This is a genomic window from Paenibacillus tengchongensis (assembly GCF_008973665.1).
Classification (GTDB): domain Bacteria; phylum Bacillota; class Bacilli; order Paenibacillales; family Paenibacillaceae; genus Paenibacillus_AQ; species Paenibacillus_AQ tengchongensis.
This window is the reverse complement of record NZ_WACP01000015.1, coordinates 152196-167150: the sequence shown is the minus strand read 5'-3', so window position 1 is coordinate 167150 and position 14955 is coordinate 152196. Positions and strand designations below refer to the sequence as shown.

Below are 14955 nucleotides of genomic sequence, written 5' to 3'. Positions count from 1 at the left end.
TCCTCCTTATTGCGGGCCGCCATGTTAAGCCCCCGGTTTATGGGGGGGTTAAGCCAGCGGCGGCAGCACAGTGAAGTTGTCGGCGTCGATCAGGCCGATGTCGGTGATTTTCCAGGCCGGGCTGGTAACCAGCGAGAGGAAGGACAGGTGCATGAACGGAACATGCAGCGTACAGCCGAGCTCCTCGCGGGCCAGCCGGTGCAGCTCGGCGATCCTGGTGCTCATCTCTTTGCCGGTCAGCTCGTCGGTCATCAGGCCGCCGATCCGCAGCGGCAGATCGCCGACCACCTTGCCGCCGTCGATCATGGCAATGCCGCCGTCCATCGCGATGACCCGGTTGACCGCCGTCACCATATCGGCGTAATTGGTGCCGGTCACGATAATGTTATGCGTGTCATGCGCCACACTCTCGGCTATAGCGCCGCTTTTCAGCTTCATGCCGCGCACAAATGTTTTGCCGATCTTGCCGCTGCGCCCATGGCGCTCAACGACGATCAGCGGCAGCAAATCCTCCTCCGGCGCGGGCTGGGCTGCGCCGTCCTTTACCGGCACGGAATAAACGCCTGCGCCGGTCAGGTTCTGGTCGGGGATCACCTCGATGGCCCGGACCCTGACGCTGCCCTGGGCCCCGCCGGCGTCAAGCTGCAGCTCCTGCTGCTTGACGGGTTTACGCTTGACGGACTTCTTGACGGAGTCCGGATAAATGTAGGAAGGAATGTCACGGGTCAGTTCACCGTGCTCCGCCACCTTTTCTCCGTCGATGTAGACCTGGTCGACCGTCATTTGGGCGAGGTCGGAAATGACTGCGATATCCGCCTTCTTGCCCGGAGCCAGCACACCGACATCCTGGAAGCCGAAATGGGTCGCCGGATTGATGGTTACCATCTGGATGGCTTCCACCGGATCGATCCCTTCGGCAATGGTCCGCCGCACGATATCGTTCATATGCCCGTGCTTCAGCAGATCCTCGGGCACCATATCGTCGGAGACGAGAATCGCCCGCCGGGAATCCATGCCTTCCTCGGTAATTGCGCGGATGCATTCCGCCATATTCCGCTGGGAGGAGCCTTCACGCATAAAGACGCTTACGCCGTAGCGCAGTTTCTCCATCATCTCTTCCTTGGTCGTTGTCTCGTGGCAGGAGACATGGCCGCCGCCGCAAATAATATGCGCCGCCAGCTCCGCCCCGGCGAGACCCGGAGCATTGCCTTCGATGGTTTTGCCGATGGTCTTGGCATAAGACACGGAGGCGAGCAGGTCGTCGATCAGATACGGCGCATTGCGGTAGACGGGATGAACGTTGCTGAAGCCCTGCAGTTCGCCGATGCCCTGCACATGCTCATCGTTCAGCAGCTCGTGCATATCCTGTGAAGTGATGTCTGCTCCAGCCGTTTCCAGTCCCGGCACATCCGGCGTCAGGCAGGGGACGGTAAACAGGACACGGTTCGGGAGGGTGCGGGCTTCGTCGATCATCGCTTTCATTCCGGGAACGCCCAGCACGTTGCCGATCTCATGCGGGTCAGCCACAAGCGTGGTCGTACCGCTCGGAATGGACAGCTTGGAGAATTCGGTTACGGTCAGCATGGCGCTCTCGAAATGCATATGGGAGTCAATGAAGCCGGGGCTGACGAATTTGCCGCCGATATGCTCGACGGTGGTGGAAGGGCCAATCAGCTTGCCGGCGTCGCCGACCAGCAGTATCCGGTCGCCTTTGACCGCCACGTCCCCCGGATAGATTTCGCGGGTAATGACGTTAATAATATAGCCGCCCTGCAGCACAAGATCTGCATATTGCTGCCCTGACAGCAGCACATCGATCAGCCGCCGCCGCTGGATGGCGTCTTTGATATCGGTAGTCCGCATAAGCTACAAGCCTCCTGCTCGGGGACAATCCACACTGTCCACGATTCCGATGATCGCAGCATCCACCGGGGCATCCGGATGCTGCGCTGCCCGTGAAGCGACGCTGCCGACGGCGTATATAATCATCTCCCCGATGCCTGCACCGACCGTATCGACGGCCACAAGCGGCTGTCCAGCCGGCGCGCCGTCCGGCAGAATCGGCTGCACGATCAGCAGCTTGGTGCCGATCAGATGCTCGTCTTTGCGGGTAGCAACGACATGCCCGGTAATCCGTCCCAGCATCATGGGATTGTCACCCTTTCTCTTTAAGTGTAAGTTCAATCCCGGCTTGCCGGGCCAGATCGGCGGCAAGCGGGGTTATTACGGCCGTTCTGCCGAGGACGATGCCAGGCCGGTTCAGCTTCATTGCATCCTGCACATCCGCTGCGGTGAGTACCTGCTTCTTTGGTACCCGGCCAGCGGCCTTGGCTGGCCAGCCGGTGACCTCATCCGGCTCCAGCAGGTTGACACCATAGCTGGCGATGAGGTCAAGCTTGCGCTGCAGCTCCTGAGTAAGCGCCGGGCTTGCCTGGGAGAGGCCTTGCTCTGCCCAGCGGTAATGACCGGGCGTTGCCCCGAGCTGCAGTGCTGCGACCGGCTTGCCGGCGCACAGCGACTGCACGGCCAGGCTGACCAGCGGGTCCGCAGTGTCAAGCTGGGCCAGGCGGGCCAGCAGGGATAGGGACAGCACCGGAATAAACAGCAGCTCCGCACCGGTCGCCGGGAATGTACGGAGATCGGCGGGGGAGAGGATATCATCTACCCCGGATTGACTGGCCACATCCCGCAGACTCATGATCTCTGCCAGCGGTCCGTCTACGGCAAGCTTGAGGCGTGCGCCGCTTCTGGCGAGCGTACGGATGGCGGCAAGCCCTTCGTCCATGCCGATGAAATGGCCGGTCAACAGGACCAGCACCAGCGGATGATTCTGCTTCAACTGGCTGTCTGAAGAGCGGTAAGCCAGCTCTAACAGGGCATTCTCCGCAACCGCGCTATGCCGGCTGTCCATGGGACGGGTTATTCAATCCCGCCGCCCTTGGACAGCAGGGCGCGTTCGACTTCGCTGTGCGGACGCGGAATAACATGCACCGACACAAGCTCGCCGACCCGTTTGGCGGCGGCCGCTCCGGCGTCGGTGGCGGCCTTGACCGCGCCTACGTCGCCGCGTACCATGACGGTGACAAGACCGAAGCCGATTTTTTCATAGCCGCAAATCTCCACATTGGCCGCCTTGACCATGGCATCGGCTGCTTCGATGGCTCCGACCAGCCCTTTGGTTTCGATAAGTCCCAGTGATTCTCCCATTGTAATGACCTCCATAATAAAAGTTTGGTTGGTTGAAGCTTGTAATAGAAGCTTGGCGCTAAGGATACGCGGCGTATGGCATAAAGCTTACGCATGCAGCCGGTTTTCGCTGCGTTTATTCCGGCAGCGCCGGCGGCTGGGGCGGTGGCGTTGAAGGCTCCGAGGCTTTGGAGCGCAGCTTCGCTTTGGCGATGGGGCTGTCCTGCGCTGTTGTTGCTGCACTATCTGGTGCCGCATCTGCCTTGACGGCTGTACGTTCTGTACTCCACATGTAATTCGCCAGAATTTTACCGCTGACATCTTCATGGGCTTTGGCGATGACATGCGCGGAGACGACCTTGCCGACCCGCTCGCCCTCTGCTTTGCCGGCTGCAACCGATGAAGTTACCGCAGCGACTTCCCCGCTGAGGTGAATGGTTACCCCCAGGGAGCCGCCGACGCCGATGATTTTCTCCACAGCTACAAGCTGGACGTCTGCCGCTTTGAGCGCGGCATCTGCCGCCGATACGGCGGCGGTATATCCCAAGGTCTCGATCAGGCCGAGCGCTTGCATGCTGCATTACCTCCTTGGTTCAAATAGATGGCTGCGGGTACTGGCTGGTTGGTCCTAATATCCCGGCGGGTTGATGCACTAGTGCTGTGACCGAATCAAATTTCAGTTATGCGACACCTAGCTTGCGAGAAAAGTACTGGCTGGAGACGTTCGCATATAGAGTCTATTGATTTGGCTGATCAATTTTGACTGCTCAAGTTTAGCTGATTAAGAGATTAAATTGATTTTCACCACCTAATTTCCTACGTTTTGCTGCTTAGCTGGAGTCTAGTTCGATAATTTCCACTTAATTGCAATGAAAGTGATGACTGGAGCGAATTATCTCCAGAATAGATGGCGGAAATCCACTTAGCGTCCGAAAAAAGGCATTTTAGCGAAAAAATAAGTGGCGGAAATCTAACTAGCACCTGGACTATATCAAGTGCAGTAATGCATATATGATCTAACATGCGAGAATAGCTGCGGAAATCTACAAATGGAGCTGTGAACTTGGCTTGGTCAAGATTCTAGGCTCCGGCGATTATAGCGTTAAGCTGGGAGACGGCTGCGGCAATCTGTGCCGCACTGCCGCTGAGCAGACAATAATTGCGTTCGGCGCTGATGCTCACGCCGGAAGCGGAATGGCGGTGCCGCCATTGCTCCACGACGCCGATGCTGCTCCAGCGGGAGCCTGACGCCACTATGGCGATCGCTTCCTGCTGGCCTGCCCCGAAATGCCGGCGCAGCAGCGGGGACGGGGCTGCGCTGGTATAGACCCGCGCGCTTGCTGCGCTGTCTTCCTGCCGGAGCCGGTCGGCAAGCGCCTGAAGCTTGCTGCGCAGCAGTGCGGACTCGCTGCCGAACAATTTCAGCTCAAAGCCGGACTCGCCGCCCCAGCGGATATCCGGCTCCAGGCCGGCAGTGTCCGCGAGAATCTCCTCGACAGCGAATAGCTGGCCTGGCCTGCAGCTGCTGGAGCTGATGACCCCGGCCGCGTTGTAATTGCGGCCCGGGCTTCCGAGGAGCTGGCGGAGCTCACCGGTCAGCTCCGGGAAGAGCCAGGCGTCGGTGAAGCTGCCCGCCTGCAGGCGGAGGGGCTCCCGCGCGTCCGGCAGGGAGCCGGCAATTGCGCTTTCCGGGCTGCGGCCGGAAGCGGGAGGGGTGCCGCCGCCCGTGCCGGCAGCGGCCGGAAGCGTGCGCAGCAGCAGCGGTGAGAGGTTGTCTGCGGCGAGCCGGCGGGCCTCCGCCGGCCCTGCTGCGGGCGGCGGGGCAGCTATGCTGCTGGGGCCGCCGTAGAGCGGCGCAGTGGCTGAGACGTCGGCAGCGCTGCTGGAGAGCATCGCACCGGGCGGGCTGGCGCAGCCGTAACCGGGGCCCGGCGCAGCTGCTGATGCAGCCGTGTTACCTGAGTGCCGTGCTTCCGCCGGTGCGGGGCTGCCGCTGCCGGGTAGCGGTGTATCGAGCGGGCTGGCGGTGCTGCCTGCTATCGGAGCCAGGCGCTTGCCGGCCCGCTCCTTCTGGTAATTGACGCGCTTGACCGGGAGCGTCCGCACATCTCCGGGAGCTGGCGGCTGCGGGTAACCGCCCGGGACGGGCGTTCCGAGGCTTGCGGCAGGAGCGCCTGCTGCTGCCGGGCCTGCTGTCCGGTTGCGCTGCAGCACCCCGGTCACGATCTCTTGGATAAAGTCGGACATAGACGATCACCTCCTTGAAGCAAATAAGCTAGAGCAGCATCCTGGCGAGATCCGGATGCGGCCGCGGAATGACGTTGGTAGCAATGAGCTGGCCGCCGGTCTGCCGGTAGGAAGAACCGCCGGCTTCCACGGCTGCCGTTACAGCGGCTACATCGCCTTCGACGATGACCGTGACCAGGCCGGAGCCCACCCGCTTGAAATCGAGCAGCCGGACGTTTGCGGCCTTGCACATGGCATCCAGCGCTTCAACCGCCGGCGTCAGGCCCCGCGTCTCGATTAAACCGATCGCTTGCATAATCCACCTCCTTAAAGGCTACTGGCTGGAGTAACACGAAATAAATGCACTGCAATGTAAAAGTAGCTTTAAGTGCCGTGAGAGCAACACTGCAGTTGTATGTCGGCCGTCAGCGTATGGATGTATTTAGTGCAATAGTTTGTTTAAGTGCAGTGAGTGTAACATTGTGGTTTTAGCCTAGGTTTGCGCTAGAAGCGCTGTGAAGCAGGATTGATTCACTGCCTAATCTTCTTGGCTCGGCAATTAAGTGTCAGTAAGCCGCAAATTTGAGTTCAATTGCACTTCATACAATAGAAAGAGGGGATATCGCTCCGGCCGGAGAGTTCTATTGCACTTTATACAATTGAAATCGGGTTAACCGGCCATAGTAGCTTGTTTGGCGGTATTCTGCTGTACAGAATACATCAGAATCGAATTTATGCCGCCCGCCGGGTATTCCGGCGAAGCACGCCTGCTGCATCCTGCCCCCTGGAGCGTACTCCGCAACGCCCGCGGCATCCGTCCTCACGGCTACACATACCGGGCCAGATCAATCTCATCCTGGCCGGGGATGTGCGTGCGGCGGTAAGCCGCCTTCTCCGCCAGCGGGACGGTGGCGTCGATGCCCATTTTGGCGCTCACGCCGCGCAGGTTGTGCGACGGTTCAAGCGGCGAGCCTTTGGCGCCGGGGACGATGAAGATGTCCAGGTCCGCCTGCACGCGGGTCGCGATCGCCCATTCGACATCGAGCGGACTGTGGATGTCGACGTCCTCGTCGACGACGACCACATGCTTGAGGTCCTTGTCGCCGGCGAAGGCGGCGAGGAGAGCGGTTTTGCCGTCACCCTCCTGGACCTTGCGGATGCGGATGACCGCATGATAACGGCCGACGCCGCCGAGGGTGACATGCACATCCTGTACGCCGGGAACGACCTGGCGGACCGAGCTGAGCAGCGCAATCTCGCGCGAGATGGCCATCGGCACCTTCTCCTCGTAGCTGGCAGGCAGAATGGTCTGCCAGACCGGATCATTGCGGAAGGTGACAGCCGAAATCTCGACAACCGGCTGCTCTGTAAGCGGGCCATAGTAGCCGCCCAGCTCGCCGAAGGGGCCTTCCGGTTCGCGGATGCCGGGGAGAATCCGGCCTTCGAACACCACCTCGGCTTCGGCCAGCACTTCAAGGCCGACGGTCTTGCAACGGACGACCGGAAGCGGCTGGCCGAGCAGGGCGGAAGCGACCTCCAGCTTATCCGCGTGGAAGAGATGGGTGCTAATCTGCGAAGCCAGCACCACGGCCGGCACGATGCCGAACATGAAGGCCGCTTCCATCGGTTCGCCGCGTTCCTCCATCTCCCGGAATTGCCCGAACAGCTCGGGGGAGGAGATGAGTATGCCAGTGCGGTTGCCCTCAAGCAGCTGCATCCGCCGGATGGAGGTGTAGCGCTTGCGCCCGTCCCGGTCCTTGACGACCATCACCCCGGATACATAATAAGCGCCGCTGTCCTCGGCATGATAGGTGCAGACCGGGAACAGGTTCTTCAAGTTAATTCTTCCGGTAAGCACATTCTCGTGAACCGGAGCCCGCTGCGCCTCTATCGTCGGCAGCGGCTGGACGATGGCGGCGATCAGCCGGGGGAGCAGGTCTGCGGGCTCCATATCCATGCTCTCGGCAATCAGCTCCTTGGACCCGCCGAGGCCGACTGCCATCGGCATGCTGTAATCCCGGACCTTCTCGAACAGCAGCGGCTGCCGGCCCTTGACCGCTTTGACGACTGCGCCCAGCTCGAAATGCGGGCTGACCTCGCGCCGGATGCGCAGCAGCTTGCCGCTGCGTTCCCAGCAGGCCAGCAGCTGTCTTACATTAGTGGAAGCCATGGGCGCACCTCTCCTCCGATACAATGTTGATGGACGTCATTTGTATTCGCTCCGCACCACGCATGACTTGCCGACACGGGCAATCCCCGTCTGATAACAGTTTGATTCGGAGTTGTGGCCTCTCTGTATCCGGCATTGTCATCTGCCATCACCGTTCACCCCATCTTTTGATCAATTGATGCTCGACGCCCAGGGCGTCGAGCACACGGGCATTCATGAAGTTCACCAGCTCCCAGATTTCCGTAGGGTGGTGGTAGAATCCCGGCGAAGCGGGCATGATATCGGCCCCGGCCCGGGCCAGCTTAAGCATATTCTCCAGGTGGATGATATGCAGCGGCGTCTCGCGCGGGACGATCACCAGCCTGCGCCGTTCCTTCAGCGTCACGCTGGCGGCGCGGCTCAGCAGGGTGTCGCCGAGCCCGTTGGCTATCGCCCCCAGCGTGTTCATGGAGCAGGGGAGGATGACCATGCCATCGGTCTTGAAGGAGCCGCTCGCCACGGAAGCGAACAGGTTGCCGTTGTCCAGCACGTTGGCGTATGGCTCCAGCTCCTGAAGCGTAACGCCGCATTCATACTGCATCACCTTCTCGCCGGAAGCGGTGGAGATGACAAAGGTCTCGGCGCCCAACTGGTGCAGCGTGCGGATCATGGAGTAGGCGTAGATGGAGCCGCTCGCTCCGGTTATCGCCACAATAATTCTCATGCGCAGGCGCTCCTTTTCCGGATAATGGGGTATAACAAAAAGAAGCCGCTGAAATAGAGATGTCCTCTACATCAAGCGGCTTCCTGCAATCTGTGAACAGATATTGGGCGAACCTTAAGGTGGATCAGCTCCCCCAGGATAAATCCGGGGAGAGATGGGTATGAAATTGTGTAATGCCTTCTAAGTCAAGGTGAAACTGTGCATCATTCACTGCTCCGGCCCGGCTTCGCTCATGACCACCGTGCAGGCCCAGCCTGTCTCCGGATCGTAATCCCTCAGCACTCCGGTAACCTCCAGCTCCAGTTCCTCCGCCAGCCGTGCCCGGATTCTCCGCTTAAACTCCTGATGCAGTGCGGCATCCACCGATTGCTTCAATTCAGGATAATGGTCCTCCAGCGCCCGCAGGGCCGGAACCCGCTGATGCTTGACGAGGAACATAATCATCGTGCCGCTGACCGGCTCAATCCGGAGCTGGGTGACTCCTACGCCGTAAAGTTCTTTGTGAACCTCGTTATAGCAGCGGGACAGCTTCTTCTTATACTCGTTGGAGGACAGCAATGGCGCAAGCGTCATAACGTTCACTCCCTACAGAAAATCAAGAATAGTGTAACTTAACGTGACACAACACCTTTGTTAATCAACGGAAACCTCTGCCCGAGGCCAAGTTTATACTCCATTATATATAAAATGCTTATAAAGTAAATGATTAATGTTACATTATTTAACCTCGTTGATTTCATTTTTGCTGCTGACCCGGAAGTTGCGGGGGGAGAGGCCGATTTCTCTTTTGAAAATATTGCAGAATTGCGCGTCATTCACAAAGCCTGCGGCGGCGGAAATTTCCGCAACCGGCATCTGGGTGTGCATCAGCAGCGATTTGGCATAATTTAGGCGCTTCAGCAGAAGATAACGGTGCGGCGAGTGTCCGAAGCGTTCCTTGAACAGATGGCGGAACCGGTCATAGCTGTAGCCGGACATATCGGCAAGGGACTGGACCGACAGCTTGTGGCGGTAATGCTCATCCATGTAATTCAGCACATACTGTACCTGATCCTCGGCTGGCGACTGGTACCCGGAAGCGCCCAGCAGGCGCTGGAGATATACGGTAATCTCGCTCATCTGCAGGTTGAGCAGCTCGGTGAAGCCGTCGCGCTTGCGCTTGAACTCCTCATGCATCCGCAGCAGGGTGTGCAGCACCGTCTGATCCTTGTCGTCCTCGTATACCCCGGAAAGGGAGTTGATGCGGGCGTTGCCGCAGTGAAATCCGACGAACAACACCTCGGAGACGGGCTGGTGGTTCTCGTCATGCTTGTAGTTGGGAGGAATCAGCGCGAATGATCCGGGCCGGAAATGAAAGCTGCGCGGTCCAATGCCGCAGGTGCCCAAGCCTTCCATGTAATAGACCAGCTCGAAGCATTCATGCTGATGCCGGGGGATGTGGGTGTTAGCCTCATGCGCAGCTCTTACAATATATAGGACCTGATCCATGTTGAACCTCCAGTTTGCTTAGTTTTAGCCGAATCATGCAAAAAAATGACCGAATTCATATAATTTTTTAAGTACTTATTTGTTATGATCGTATCAATTAAACCGAAGATTCGCAACTTGACTGGCCATCTCGTTCGGAAATTGACTGGTTTAATCCCTATTTTTGCTGTTTAATGTTTGCTTTTTATTGTGATTTGCTATTGTTCAGAGATTAATTAGATCTGCTGAAAAATAATTACATTGACGTACTGGAACAAAACGTGCAACTAAGAGACAGACTGCGGAAGACCGGGGCGGTCCAACAAACTAAAACAGGGGTGCGAACTGAACAGATGAAAAAGAACGTTCTTGCTTTATTGTTACTTGCGGTAATGGTACTGGTTACGGCTTGCGGAAGCAACGGCAATAGCAATGGAAATGCGGCAAATTCGGCGAACAGCGGAGCGGATGCGGAGAGCGGCAATGCGGCTTCCGGCGATAAACTGAAGGTCGTGCTGCTGATTCCGGGAACGCTTGGGGATAAATCATTTTTTGATGCGGCAAACAAAGGTCTTGAAAGAGTGAAGAGCGAGCTTGGTGCAGAAACGAAGGTCGTTGAAATGGGCACCGACAAGACTAAATGGGAGCCTACGTTCAATGATATTGCCGCTGAAGACTGGGATGTCGTCATCTCGGGCGGATCAGAAATTACGGAAATGTTCAACATGACCGCCGAAGCGAATCCGGACAAGAAGTTCATCAACTATGACACGGATATCGAAGAAGCGCCTGCCAATATGTACAACATGTCTTACTCCACGAACGAAGTTTCGTTCCTGGCCGGTGCCGTAGCGGCACTTACGACGCAGTCCGATATGCCGAATGCCAATGCAGAGAATGTGATCGGTTTTGTCGGCGGGATGGATATTCCGGGCATCAATGCGTTCCTCGTCGGCTATATTCAGGGAGCGCAGTATGTTGACCCTGACGTGAAGGTAGCGGTATCCTACGCAGGCGATTTCGTCAATCCGGCCAAAGGCAAGGAGCTGTCGCTGATCCAGTATAACTCCGGTGTGGATGTCATCTTTAACGTGGCGGGCGGTACGGGTCTGGGGATTTTTGACGCGGCAAAAGAAAAGACCAAATACGCCATCGGCGTCGACTCCGACCAGGCGCTGCTGCTGCAGGATACGGACAGCGAGAAGGCCAACCTGATCATCACCTCGGCGATTAAAAAGATCGACAGCGCCATTCTCGGCGCAGTGACCAAGCTGCAGGATGGCACGCTTGAAATGGGCAAACGCGATGTGCTCGGCTTCGTGGAAGACGGCGTCGGCATTGCCGAGAACGACATCTACGGCAGCGTGTTCCCTGCAGATCTGCAGGCCAAAGTGGAAGAAGTAAAGCAGAAGCTGATTAACAAAGAGATCACTGTCGACAACGCGATGGGTATGGAAACCTCCGAAGTGGAAGGCATCCGCAACGCAGTTAAGCCTTAATTCAATAAAATATGAAAAGCAAATACGCAGCTGAGGATATTCTTCGCCAGAAGGATATTCCAGCTGCCTGTTTTTGCAAGCACACCATGCGGAAAGGCGTTGATGAACGATGCAAAACGCTCTGCTGGAAATGCGGGGCATCACCAAGGTATATCCGAACGGCGTAGTCGCCAATCAGGATGTGCAGTTCTCGCTGCGCGAGGGCGAGATTCATGCCATTGCGGGAGAGAACGGGGCCGGCAAATCGACGCTGATGAAAATCATGTTCGGGATGGAGGAGCCGAGCGACGGCGAAATCCTCATCCGGGGCGAACGGGTCAAGCTCCAGTCGCCGCAGGATGCGATTGACCGGGGCATCGGGATGGTCCATCAGCATTTCATGCTGGTGCCGTCCTTTACGGTAGCGGAGAACATGGTGCTGGGCATGGAGCCGCGCAAGGGCACCAGCTTTAACTATGCTGAAGCCGTGCGCCTGACGGAGGAGACGGCGCGGAAGTACAACCTGGCCGTCAACGCCAAGGCGAAGGTCGAAGATCTGACCGTCGGGATGAAGCAGAAGGTGGAGATTCTCAAGGCGCTGCTGCGCGGGGCCAAAATCCTCATTCTCGATGAGCCTACGGCTGTGCTGACCCCGCAGGAGACAGAGGAGCTGTTCCATGAGCTGCAGCAGCTCAAAACGCAGGGCCACACGATTGTCTTTATCTCACACAAGCTGAAGGAAGTCAAAGCGATCTGCGACCGGATCACGATCCTGCGCGGCGGACGCAGCGAGGGCGTTTTCGCCGTCAGCGAGGTCAGCGAGCAGGAGATTTCGCGGCTGATGGTCGGCCGCGACGTGGTGCTGAAATATGATAAGGAGCACCTGTCTGCAGGCGAAGCAGTGCTGTCTGTGGACAGGCTGAATGTGCAGGACAGCCTGGGCAAGGCGCTGCTCACGGACATCAGCTTCGCGGTGCAGGCGGGGCAGATCGTCGGCATCGCCGGCGTGGAGGGCAACGGTCAGACCGAGCTGATTCATGCCCTGACCGGCGGGCTGAGCGGTGTGCTCAGCAGCGGTGCGGTCCGGGTTGCGGGGCAGGACATCCTGGCCGCGGATATTCTGGCCATCCGCGGACTCGGCGTTTCCTATATTCCCGAGGACCGGATGCGTCAGGGATCGGCCGGCGATGCCAGCATTGCCGACAATCTGATCTCGATCCGCTACCGCTCCAAGGAGCTGAATAAGGGGCCGTTCCTGAACGGCGGGAAGATTGCCCGCCTGGCCGCAGCGCTGGTGGAAGAGTTCAAGGTGCGCTGCTCGGGACCCCGCCAGCCGATTGGCATGCTGTCCGGCGGCAACATGCAGAAGGTGGTGGTGGCGCGCGAGTGCTCCACCGGCCCGCAGCTGCTGATTGCCGAGCAGCCGACGCGCGGCGTCGACATCGGCGCTGCCCAGTTCATTCACCAGAAGCTGCTGGAGCTGCGCGGGAATGGCTGCGCCACCGTGCTGGTGTCGGCGGATCTGAATGAAATTCTGGAGCTGAGCGACCGGCTGCTGGTCATGTATGAAGGACAGATCGTGGCCTGCTTCGAGGAGCCGTCCAGGGTGAGCGAAGAGGAGCTGGGACTGTATATGCTGGGCATCAAACGGCAGGACAAGCTGCCGAGCGGGAGGGCCGCCGAACATGTTTAAAGTTAAATATTTCGAAGCGATCCGCACAACGGCGGTCATTCTGATTGCGCTGGTCATCGCTTTTCTGATTATATCGCTGGTCAGCGAGCAGCCGGTGAAGACCATCGGCATCTTCCTGTGGGAGCCGCTGTCGACCCTGGGCCATATCGGCAATGTCATTGAGATGGCAATTCCGCTGATGTTCACCGGCCTGGCCGTGTCGCTGCTGTTCCGGGCCAATATGTTCAATCTGGGCGCGGAGGGGATCTTTTATTTCTCGGGCGTGGTGGCTTCCATACTGGCCATTCACCTGACTACGCTGGGCGGCTGGCTGCACCCGGTGGTGGCGATTCTTGCCGGCTCGCTGGTCGGGGCGCTGCTGTCGGCCATTCCCGGTATTCTCAAAGCGAAGTGGAATGCCAATGAGCTGGTCACCTCGCTGATGTTCAACAATATCCTGTTCGGCATCGGCCTGTACCTGCTGAATTATCATCTGCGCGATGCGAAGGCTTTTGCCAATGTGTCCTTTAAGTTCGAAGAAACGGCGCGTCTGGCGAAGATTCTCCCGGGCACCCGTATCCACACCGGTCTGATTATCGTTCTGGCACTGATCGTACTTGCCCATCTGTTCCTCTACAAAACCAAATGGGGCTATGAGCTGCGGATGACCGGCATCAACCGGGAATTTGCCCGTTATTCGGGGATGAAAACTGCCAAAGTCATTATTCTGGTCCATCTGATCGCCGGCTTTATCGCCGGGATGGGCGGCTCGGTCGAGGTGCTCGGCATGTATAACCGCTTCCAGTGGACGGCGCTGCCGGGCTACGGCCTGGACGGGGCGCTGGTGGCGATGCTGGCCAAGAATAATCCGCTGTCGGTCATCGCTTCGGCGCTGTTTCTGGCCTACATCCGCATCGGCGCCGATATGATGGCCCGCCTGTCGGATGTGCCTTCGGAGATGATTTCGATCATCCAGGCCGTTATTATCCTGCTGATTTCTGCGGAACAGTTCCTGAAGTTCTGGAAGAACCGCATGCTGCTGAAGGAGGCGAAGGCTAACGCATGAACAGTCTCTTTGATGTTATTTTTACGACGGATTTCGCTTTCTCTGTGCTGCGGGTGACGACGCCAATCCTGTTCGCGGCACTGGGTGCGCTGATCTCGAACCGGGCGGGGATTATCAATATCGGGATGGAAGGCATCATGCTCGTCTCCGCCCTGACCGGGGTTATTGTGAGTGCCTATACGCACAGCGCATGGGTCGGTCTGCTGGGTGCTGCGCTGGCGGGTACGCTGATTGCCGGCATCCTGGCTTTCTTTACCCTGAAATTCAAAACGCATATTATTCTCGGCGGCGTAGCCATTAACATGTTCGCTTCCGGGGGAACGGTCTTTATTCTGTATCTCCTGAGCGGGGACAAGGGTTCGTCCACTTCCCTGGCGAGCAAGGTGCTGCCGAGCGTCGACATTCCGCTGCTGAAGGATATTCCGGTGCTCGGGCCGATTCTGTCGGGCCATCATATCCTGACCTACTTCTCTATCATCGCCGTGTTCGCCGTATATTATCTGCTGAACCGCACACCGCTGGGCCTGCGCATCCGCTCGGTCGGCGAGAATCCGCATGCCGCGCAGTCGGTCGGCGTCAGCGTCATCAAGATCCAGTATACCGCCCTGCTGCTAAGCGGCTTCTTCGCCGGACTCGGCGGCGCCTACATGTCGATGGGCTACCTGTCGCTGTTTACACGCGACATGGTGGCGGGCAGAGGCTGGATCGCCATTGCCGCCGAGTCGATGGGCCGCAGCACGACGGCCGGTACCGCGCTTACCTCGCTGCTCTTCGGCGCCGCTGATGCGCTGGCGAATGCGCTGCAGGTGCTGAAGATTCCGGCCGAGCTGATCGGAACCCTGCCATATGTGGCTACTGTAATCGGCCTGCTGGTCTATGCCGTCTCGGAGACGCGCAAGAAGAACCGCAAGCTGAAGAGTCCGGCGGCGAAGTAACTGCACCGCAGAACGGTGCACCAAAGCCCAAGCCAACAAGAAGCAACTGGAG

15 protein-coding genes are annotated in these 14955 nt (G+C 58.3%); 4 read left to right on the top strand and 11 right to left on the bottom strand.

What is annotated here, in order from left to right; all coding sequences use genetic code 11:
- Positions 1–48: 48 nt before the first annotated feature.
- The 11 genes from F1381_RS22710 to F1381_RS22660 form a co-directional block, all read right to left on the bottom strand.
- Complete coding sequence (locus F1381_RS22710) at positions 49–1863, bottom strand: adenine deaminase (RefSeq protein ID WP_151737129.1); 1815 nt, start codon at positions 1861–1863, stop codon at positions 49–51.
- Between the two features lie 3 nt (positions 1864–1866).
- On the bottom strand, positions 1867–2148 hold the full coding sequence (locus F1381_RS22705; RefSeq protein ID WP_151737128.1) for a EutN/CcmL family microcompartment protein: 282 nt from the start codon (positions 2146–2148) through the stop codon (positions 1867–1869).
- A 7-nt stretch (positions 2149–2155) separates the two neighbouring features.
- A complete protein-coding gene (locus tag F1381_RS22700) occupies positions 2156–2911 on the bottom strand; it encodes a Rossmann-fold NAD(P)-binding domain-containing protein (protein WP_151737127.1) in 756 nt (251 codons plus the stop codon).
- 8 nt (positions 2912–2919) lie between these two features.
- A complete protein-coding gene (locus F1381_RS22695) occupies positions 2920–3207 on the bottom strand; it encodes a BMC domain-containing protein (protein WP_150269253.1) in 288 nt (95 codons plus the stop codon).
- Positions 3208–3322: 115 nt separating this feature from the next.
- Positions 3323–3760 (bottom strand): BMC domain-containing protein, encoded by a 438-nt coding sequence (locus F1381_RS29145; RefSeq protein WP_151737126.1) that lies wholly within the window; start codon positions 3758–3760, stop codon positions 3323–3325.
- Positions 3761–4266: 506 nt separating this feature from the next.
- Positions 4267–5433 carry a hypothetical protein gene (locus tag F1381_RS22685; protein ID WP_151737125.1) on the bottom strand — a complete coding sequence of 389 codons (1167 nt, stop codon included), beginning with the start codon at positions 5431–5433 and terminating at the stop codon, positions 4267–4269.
- Positions 5434–5461: 28 nt separating this feature from the next.
- Positions 5462–5728, bottom strand: a complete 267-nt coding sequence (locus F1381_RS22680; protein ID WP_151737124.1) for a BMC domain-containing protein — start codon at positions 5726–5728, stop codon at positions 5462–5464.
- A gap of 510 nt (positions 5729–6238) precedes the next feature.
- On the bottom strand, positions 6239–7582 hold the full coding sequence (locus tag F1381_RS22675) for a UbiD family decarboxylase (protein ID WP_151737123.1): 1344 nt from the start codon (positions 7580–7582) through the stop codon (positions 6239–6241).
- A 148-nt stretch (positions 7583–7730) separates the two neighbouring features.
- Positions 7731–8285, bottom strand: a complete 555-nt coding sequence (locus F1381_RS22670) for a UbiX family flavin prenyltransferase (protein WP_187355527.1) — start codon at positions 8283–8285, stop codon at positions 7731–7733.
- A 207-nt stretch (positions 8286–8492) separates the two neighbouring features.
- A complete protein-coding gene (locus F1381_RS22665) occupies positions 8493–8858 on the bottom strand; it encodes a Na-translocating system protein MpsC family protein (protein WP_151737122.1) in 366 nt (121 codons plus the stop codon).
- Positions 8859–9002: 144 nt separating this feature from the next.
- Positions 9003–9773, bottom strand: coding sequence for an AraC family transcriptional regulator (locus F1381_RS22660; protein ID WP_151737121.1), 771 nt, complete (start codon positions 9771–9773; stop codon positions 9003–9005).
- A 371-nt stretch (positions 9774–10144) separates the two neighbouring features.
- On the opposite strand from F1381_RS22660, the gene F1381_RS22655 reads away from it, so the two are divergent.
- The 4 genes from F1381_RS22655 (at position 10145) to F1381_RS22640 (ending at position 14903) form a co-directional block, all read left to right on the top strand.
- The gene (locus tag F1381_RS22655) at positions 10145–11251 is read left to right on the top strand and encodes a BMP family ABC transporter substrate-binding protein (protein WP_246188161.1); all 1107 of its coding nucleotides are present in this window, start codon (positions 10145–10147) and stop codon (positions 11249–11251) included.
- Positions 11252–11360: 109 nt separating this feature from the next.
- Entirely contained in the window at positions 11361–12923 is a 1563-nt protein-coding gene (locus tag F1381_RS22650) for an ABC transporter ATP-binding protein (protein ID WP_151737119.1), read from the top strand.
- Positions 12916–13968, top strand: coding sequence for an ABC transporter permease (locus F1381_RS22645; RefSeq protein WP_151737118.1), 1053 nt, complete (start codon positions 12916–12918; stop codon positions 13966–13968). The genes F1381_RS22650 and F1381_RS22645 overlap by 8 nt, the downstream gene beginning before the upstream one ends.
- Entirely contained in the window at positions 13965–14903 is a 939-nt protein-coding gene (locus tag F1381_RS22640) for an ABC transporter permease (RefSeq protein WP_151737117.1), read from the top strand. The genes F1381_RS22645 and F1381_RS22640 overlap by 4 nt, the downstream gene beginning before the upstream one ends.
- Positions 14904–14955: the final 52 nt, after the last annotated feature.

Excerpts from the sequence above, each read along its gene's own strand:
- F1381_RS22660 (WP_151737121.1), bottom strand. The coding sequence starts at position 9,773 with ATGGATCAGGTCCTATATATTGTAAGAGCTGCGCATGAGGCTAACACC.
- F1381_RS22675 (WP_151737123.1), bottom strand. The coding sequence starts at position 7,582 with ATGGCTTCCACTAATGTAAGACAGCTGCTGGCCTGCTGGGAACGCAGC.
- F1381_RS22640 (WP_151737117.1), top strand. The coding sequence starts at position 13,965 with ATGAACAGTCTCTTTGATGTTATTTTTACGACGGATTTCGCTTTCTCT.
- F1381_RS22705 (WP_151737128.1), bottom strand. The coding sequence starts at position 2,148 with ATGATGCTGGGACGGATTACCGGGCATGTCGTTGCTACCCGCAAAGAC.
- F1381_RS22665 (WP_151737122.1), bottom strand. The coding sequence starts at position 8,858 with ATGACGCTTGCGCCATTGCTGTCCTCCAACGAGTATAAGAAGAAGCTG.
- F1381_RS22695 (WP_150269253.1), bottom strand. The coding sequence starts at position 3,207 with ATGGGAGAATCACTGGGACTTATCGAAACCAAAGGGCTGGTCGGAGCC.
- F1381_RS22710 (WP_151737129.1), bottom strand. The coding sequence starts at position 1,863 with ATGCGGACTACCGATATCAAAGACGCCATCCAGCGGCGGCGGCTGATC.
- F1381_RS29145 (WP_151737126.1), bottom strand. The coding sequence starts at position 3,760 with ATGCAAGCGCTCGGCCTGATCGAGACCTTGGGATATACCGCCGCCGTA.
- F1381_RS22700 (WP_151737127.1), bottom strand. The coding sequence starts at position 2,911 with ATGGACAGCCGGCATAGCGCGGTTGCGGAGAATGCCCTGTTAGAGCTG.
- F1381_RS22650 (WP_151737119.1), top strand. The coding sequence starts at position 11,361 with ATGCAAAACGCTCTGCTGGAAATGCGGGGCATCACCAAGGTATATCCG.
- F1381_RS22645 (WP_151737118.1), top strand. The coding sequence starts at position 12,916 with ATGTTTAAAGTTAAATATTTCGAAGCGATCCGCACAACGGCGGTCATT.
- F1381_RS22655 (WP_246188161.1), top strand. The coding sequence starts at position 10,145 with ATGGTACTGGTTACGGCTTGCGGAAGCAACGGCAATAGCAATGGAAAT.
- F1381_RS22680 (WP_151737124.1), bottom strand. The coding sequence starts at position 5,728 with ATGCAAGCGATCGGTTTAATCGAGACGCGGGGCCTGACGCCGGCGGTT.
- F1381_RS22670 (WP_187355527.1), bottom strand. The coding sequence starts at position 8,285 with ATGAGAATTATTGTGGCGATAACCGGAGCGAGCGGCTCCATCTACGCC.
- F1381_RS22685 (WP_151737125.1), bottom strand. The coding sequence starts at position 5,433 with ATGTCCGACTTTATCCAAGAGATCGTGACCGGGGTGCTGCAGCGCAAC.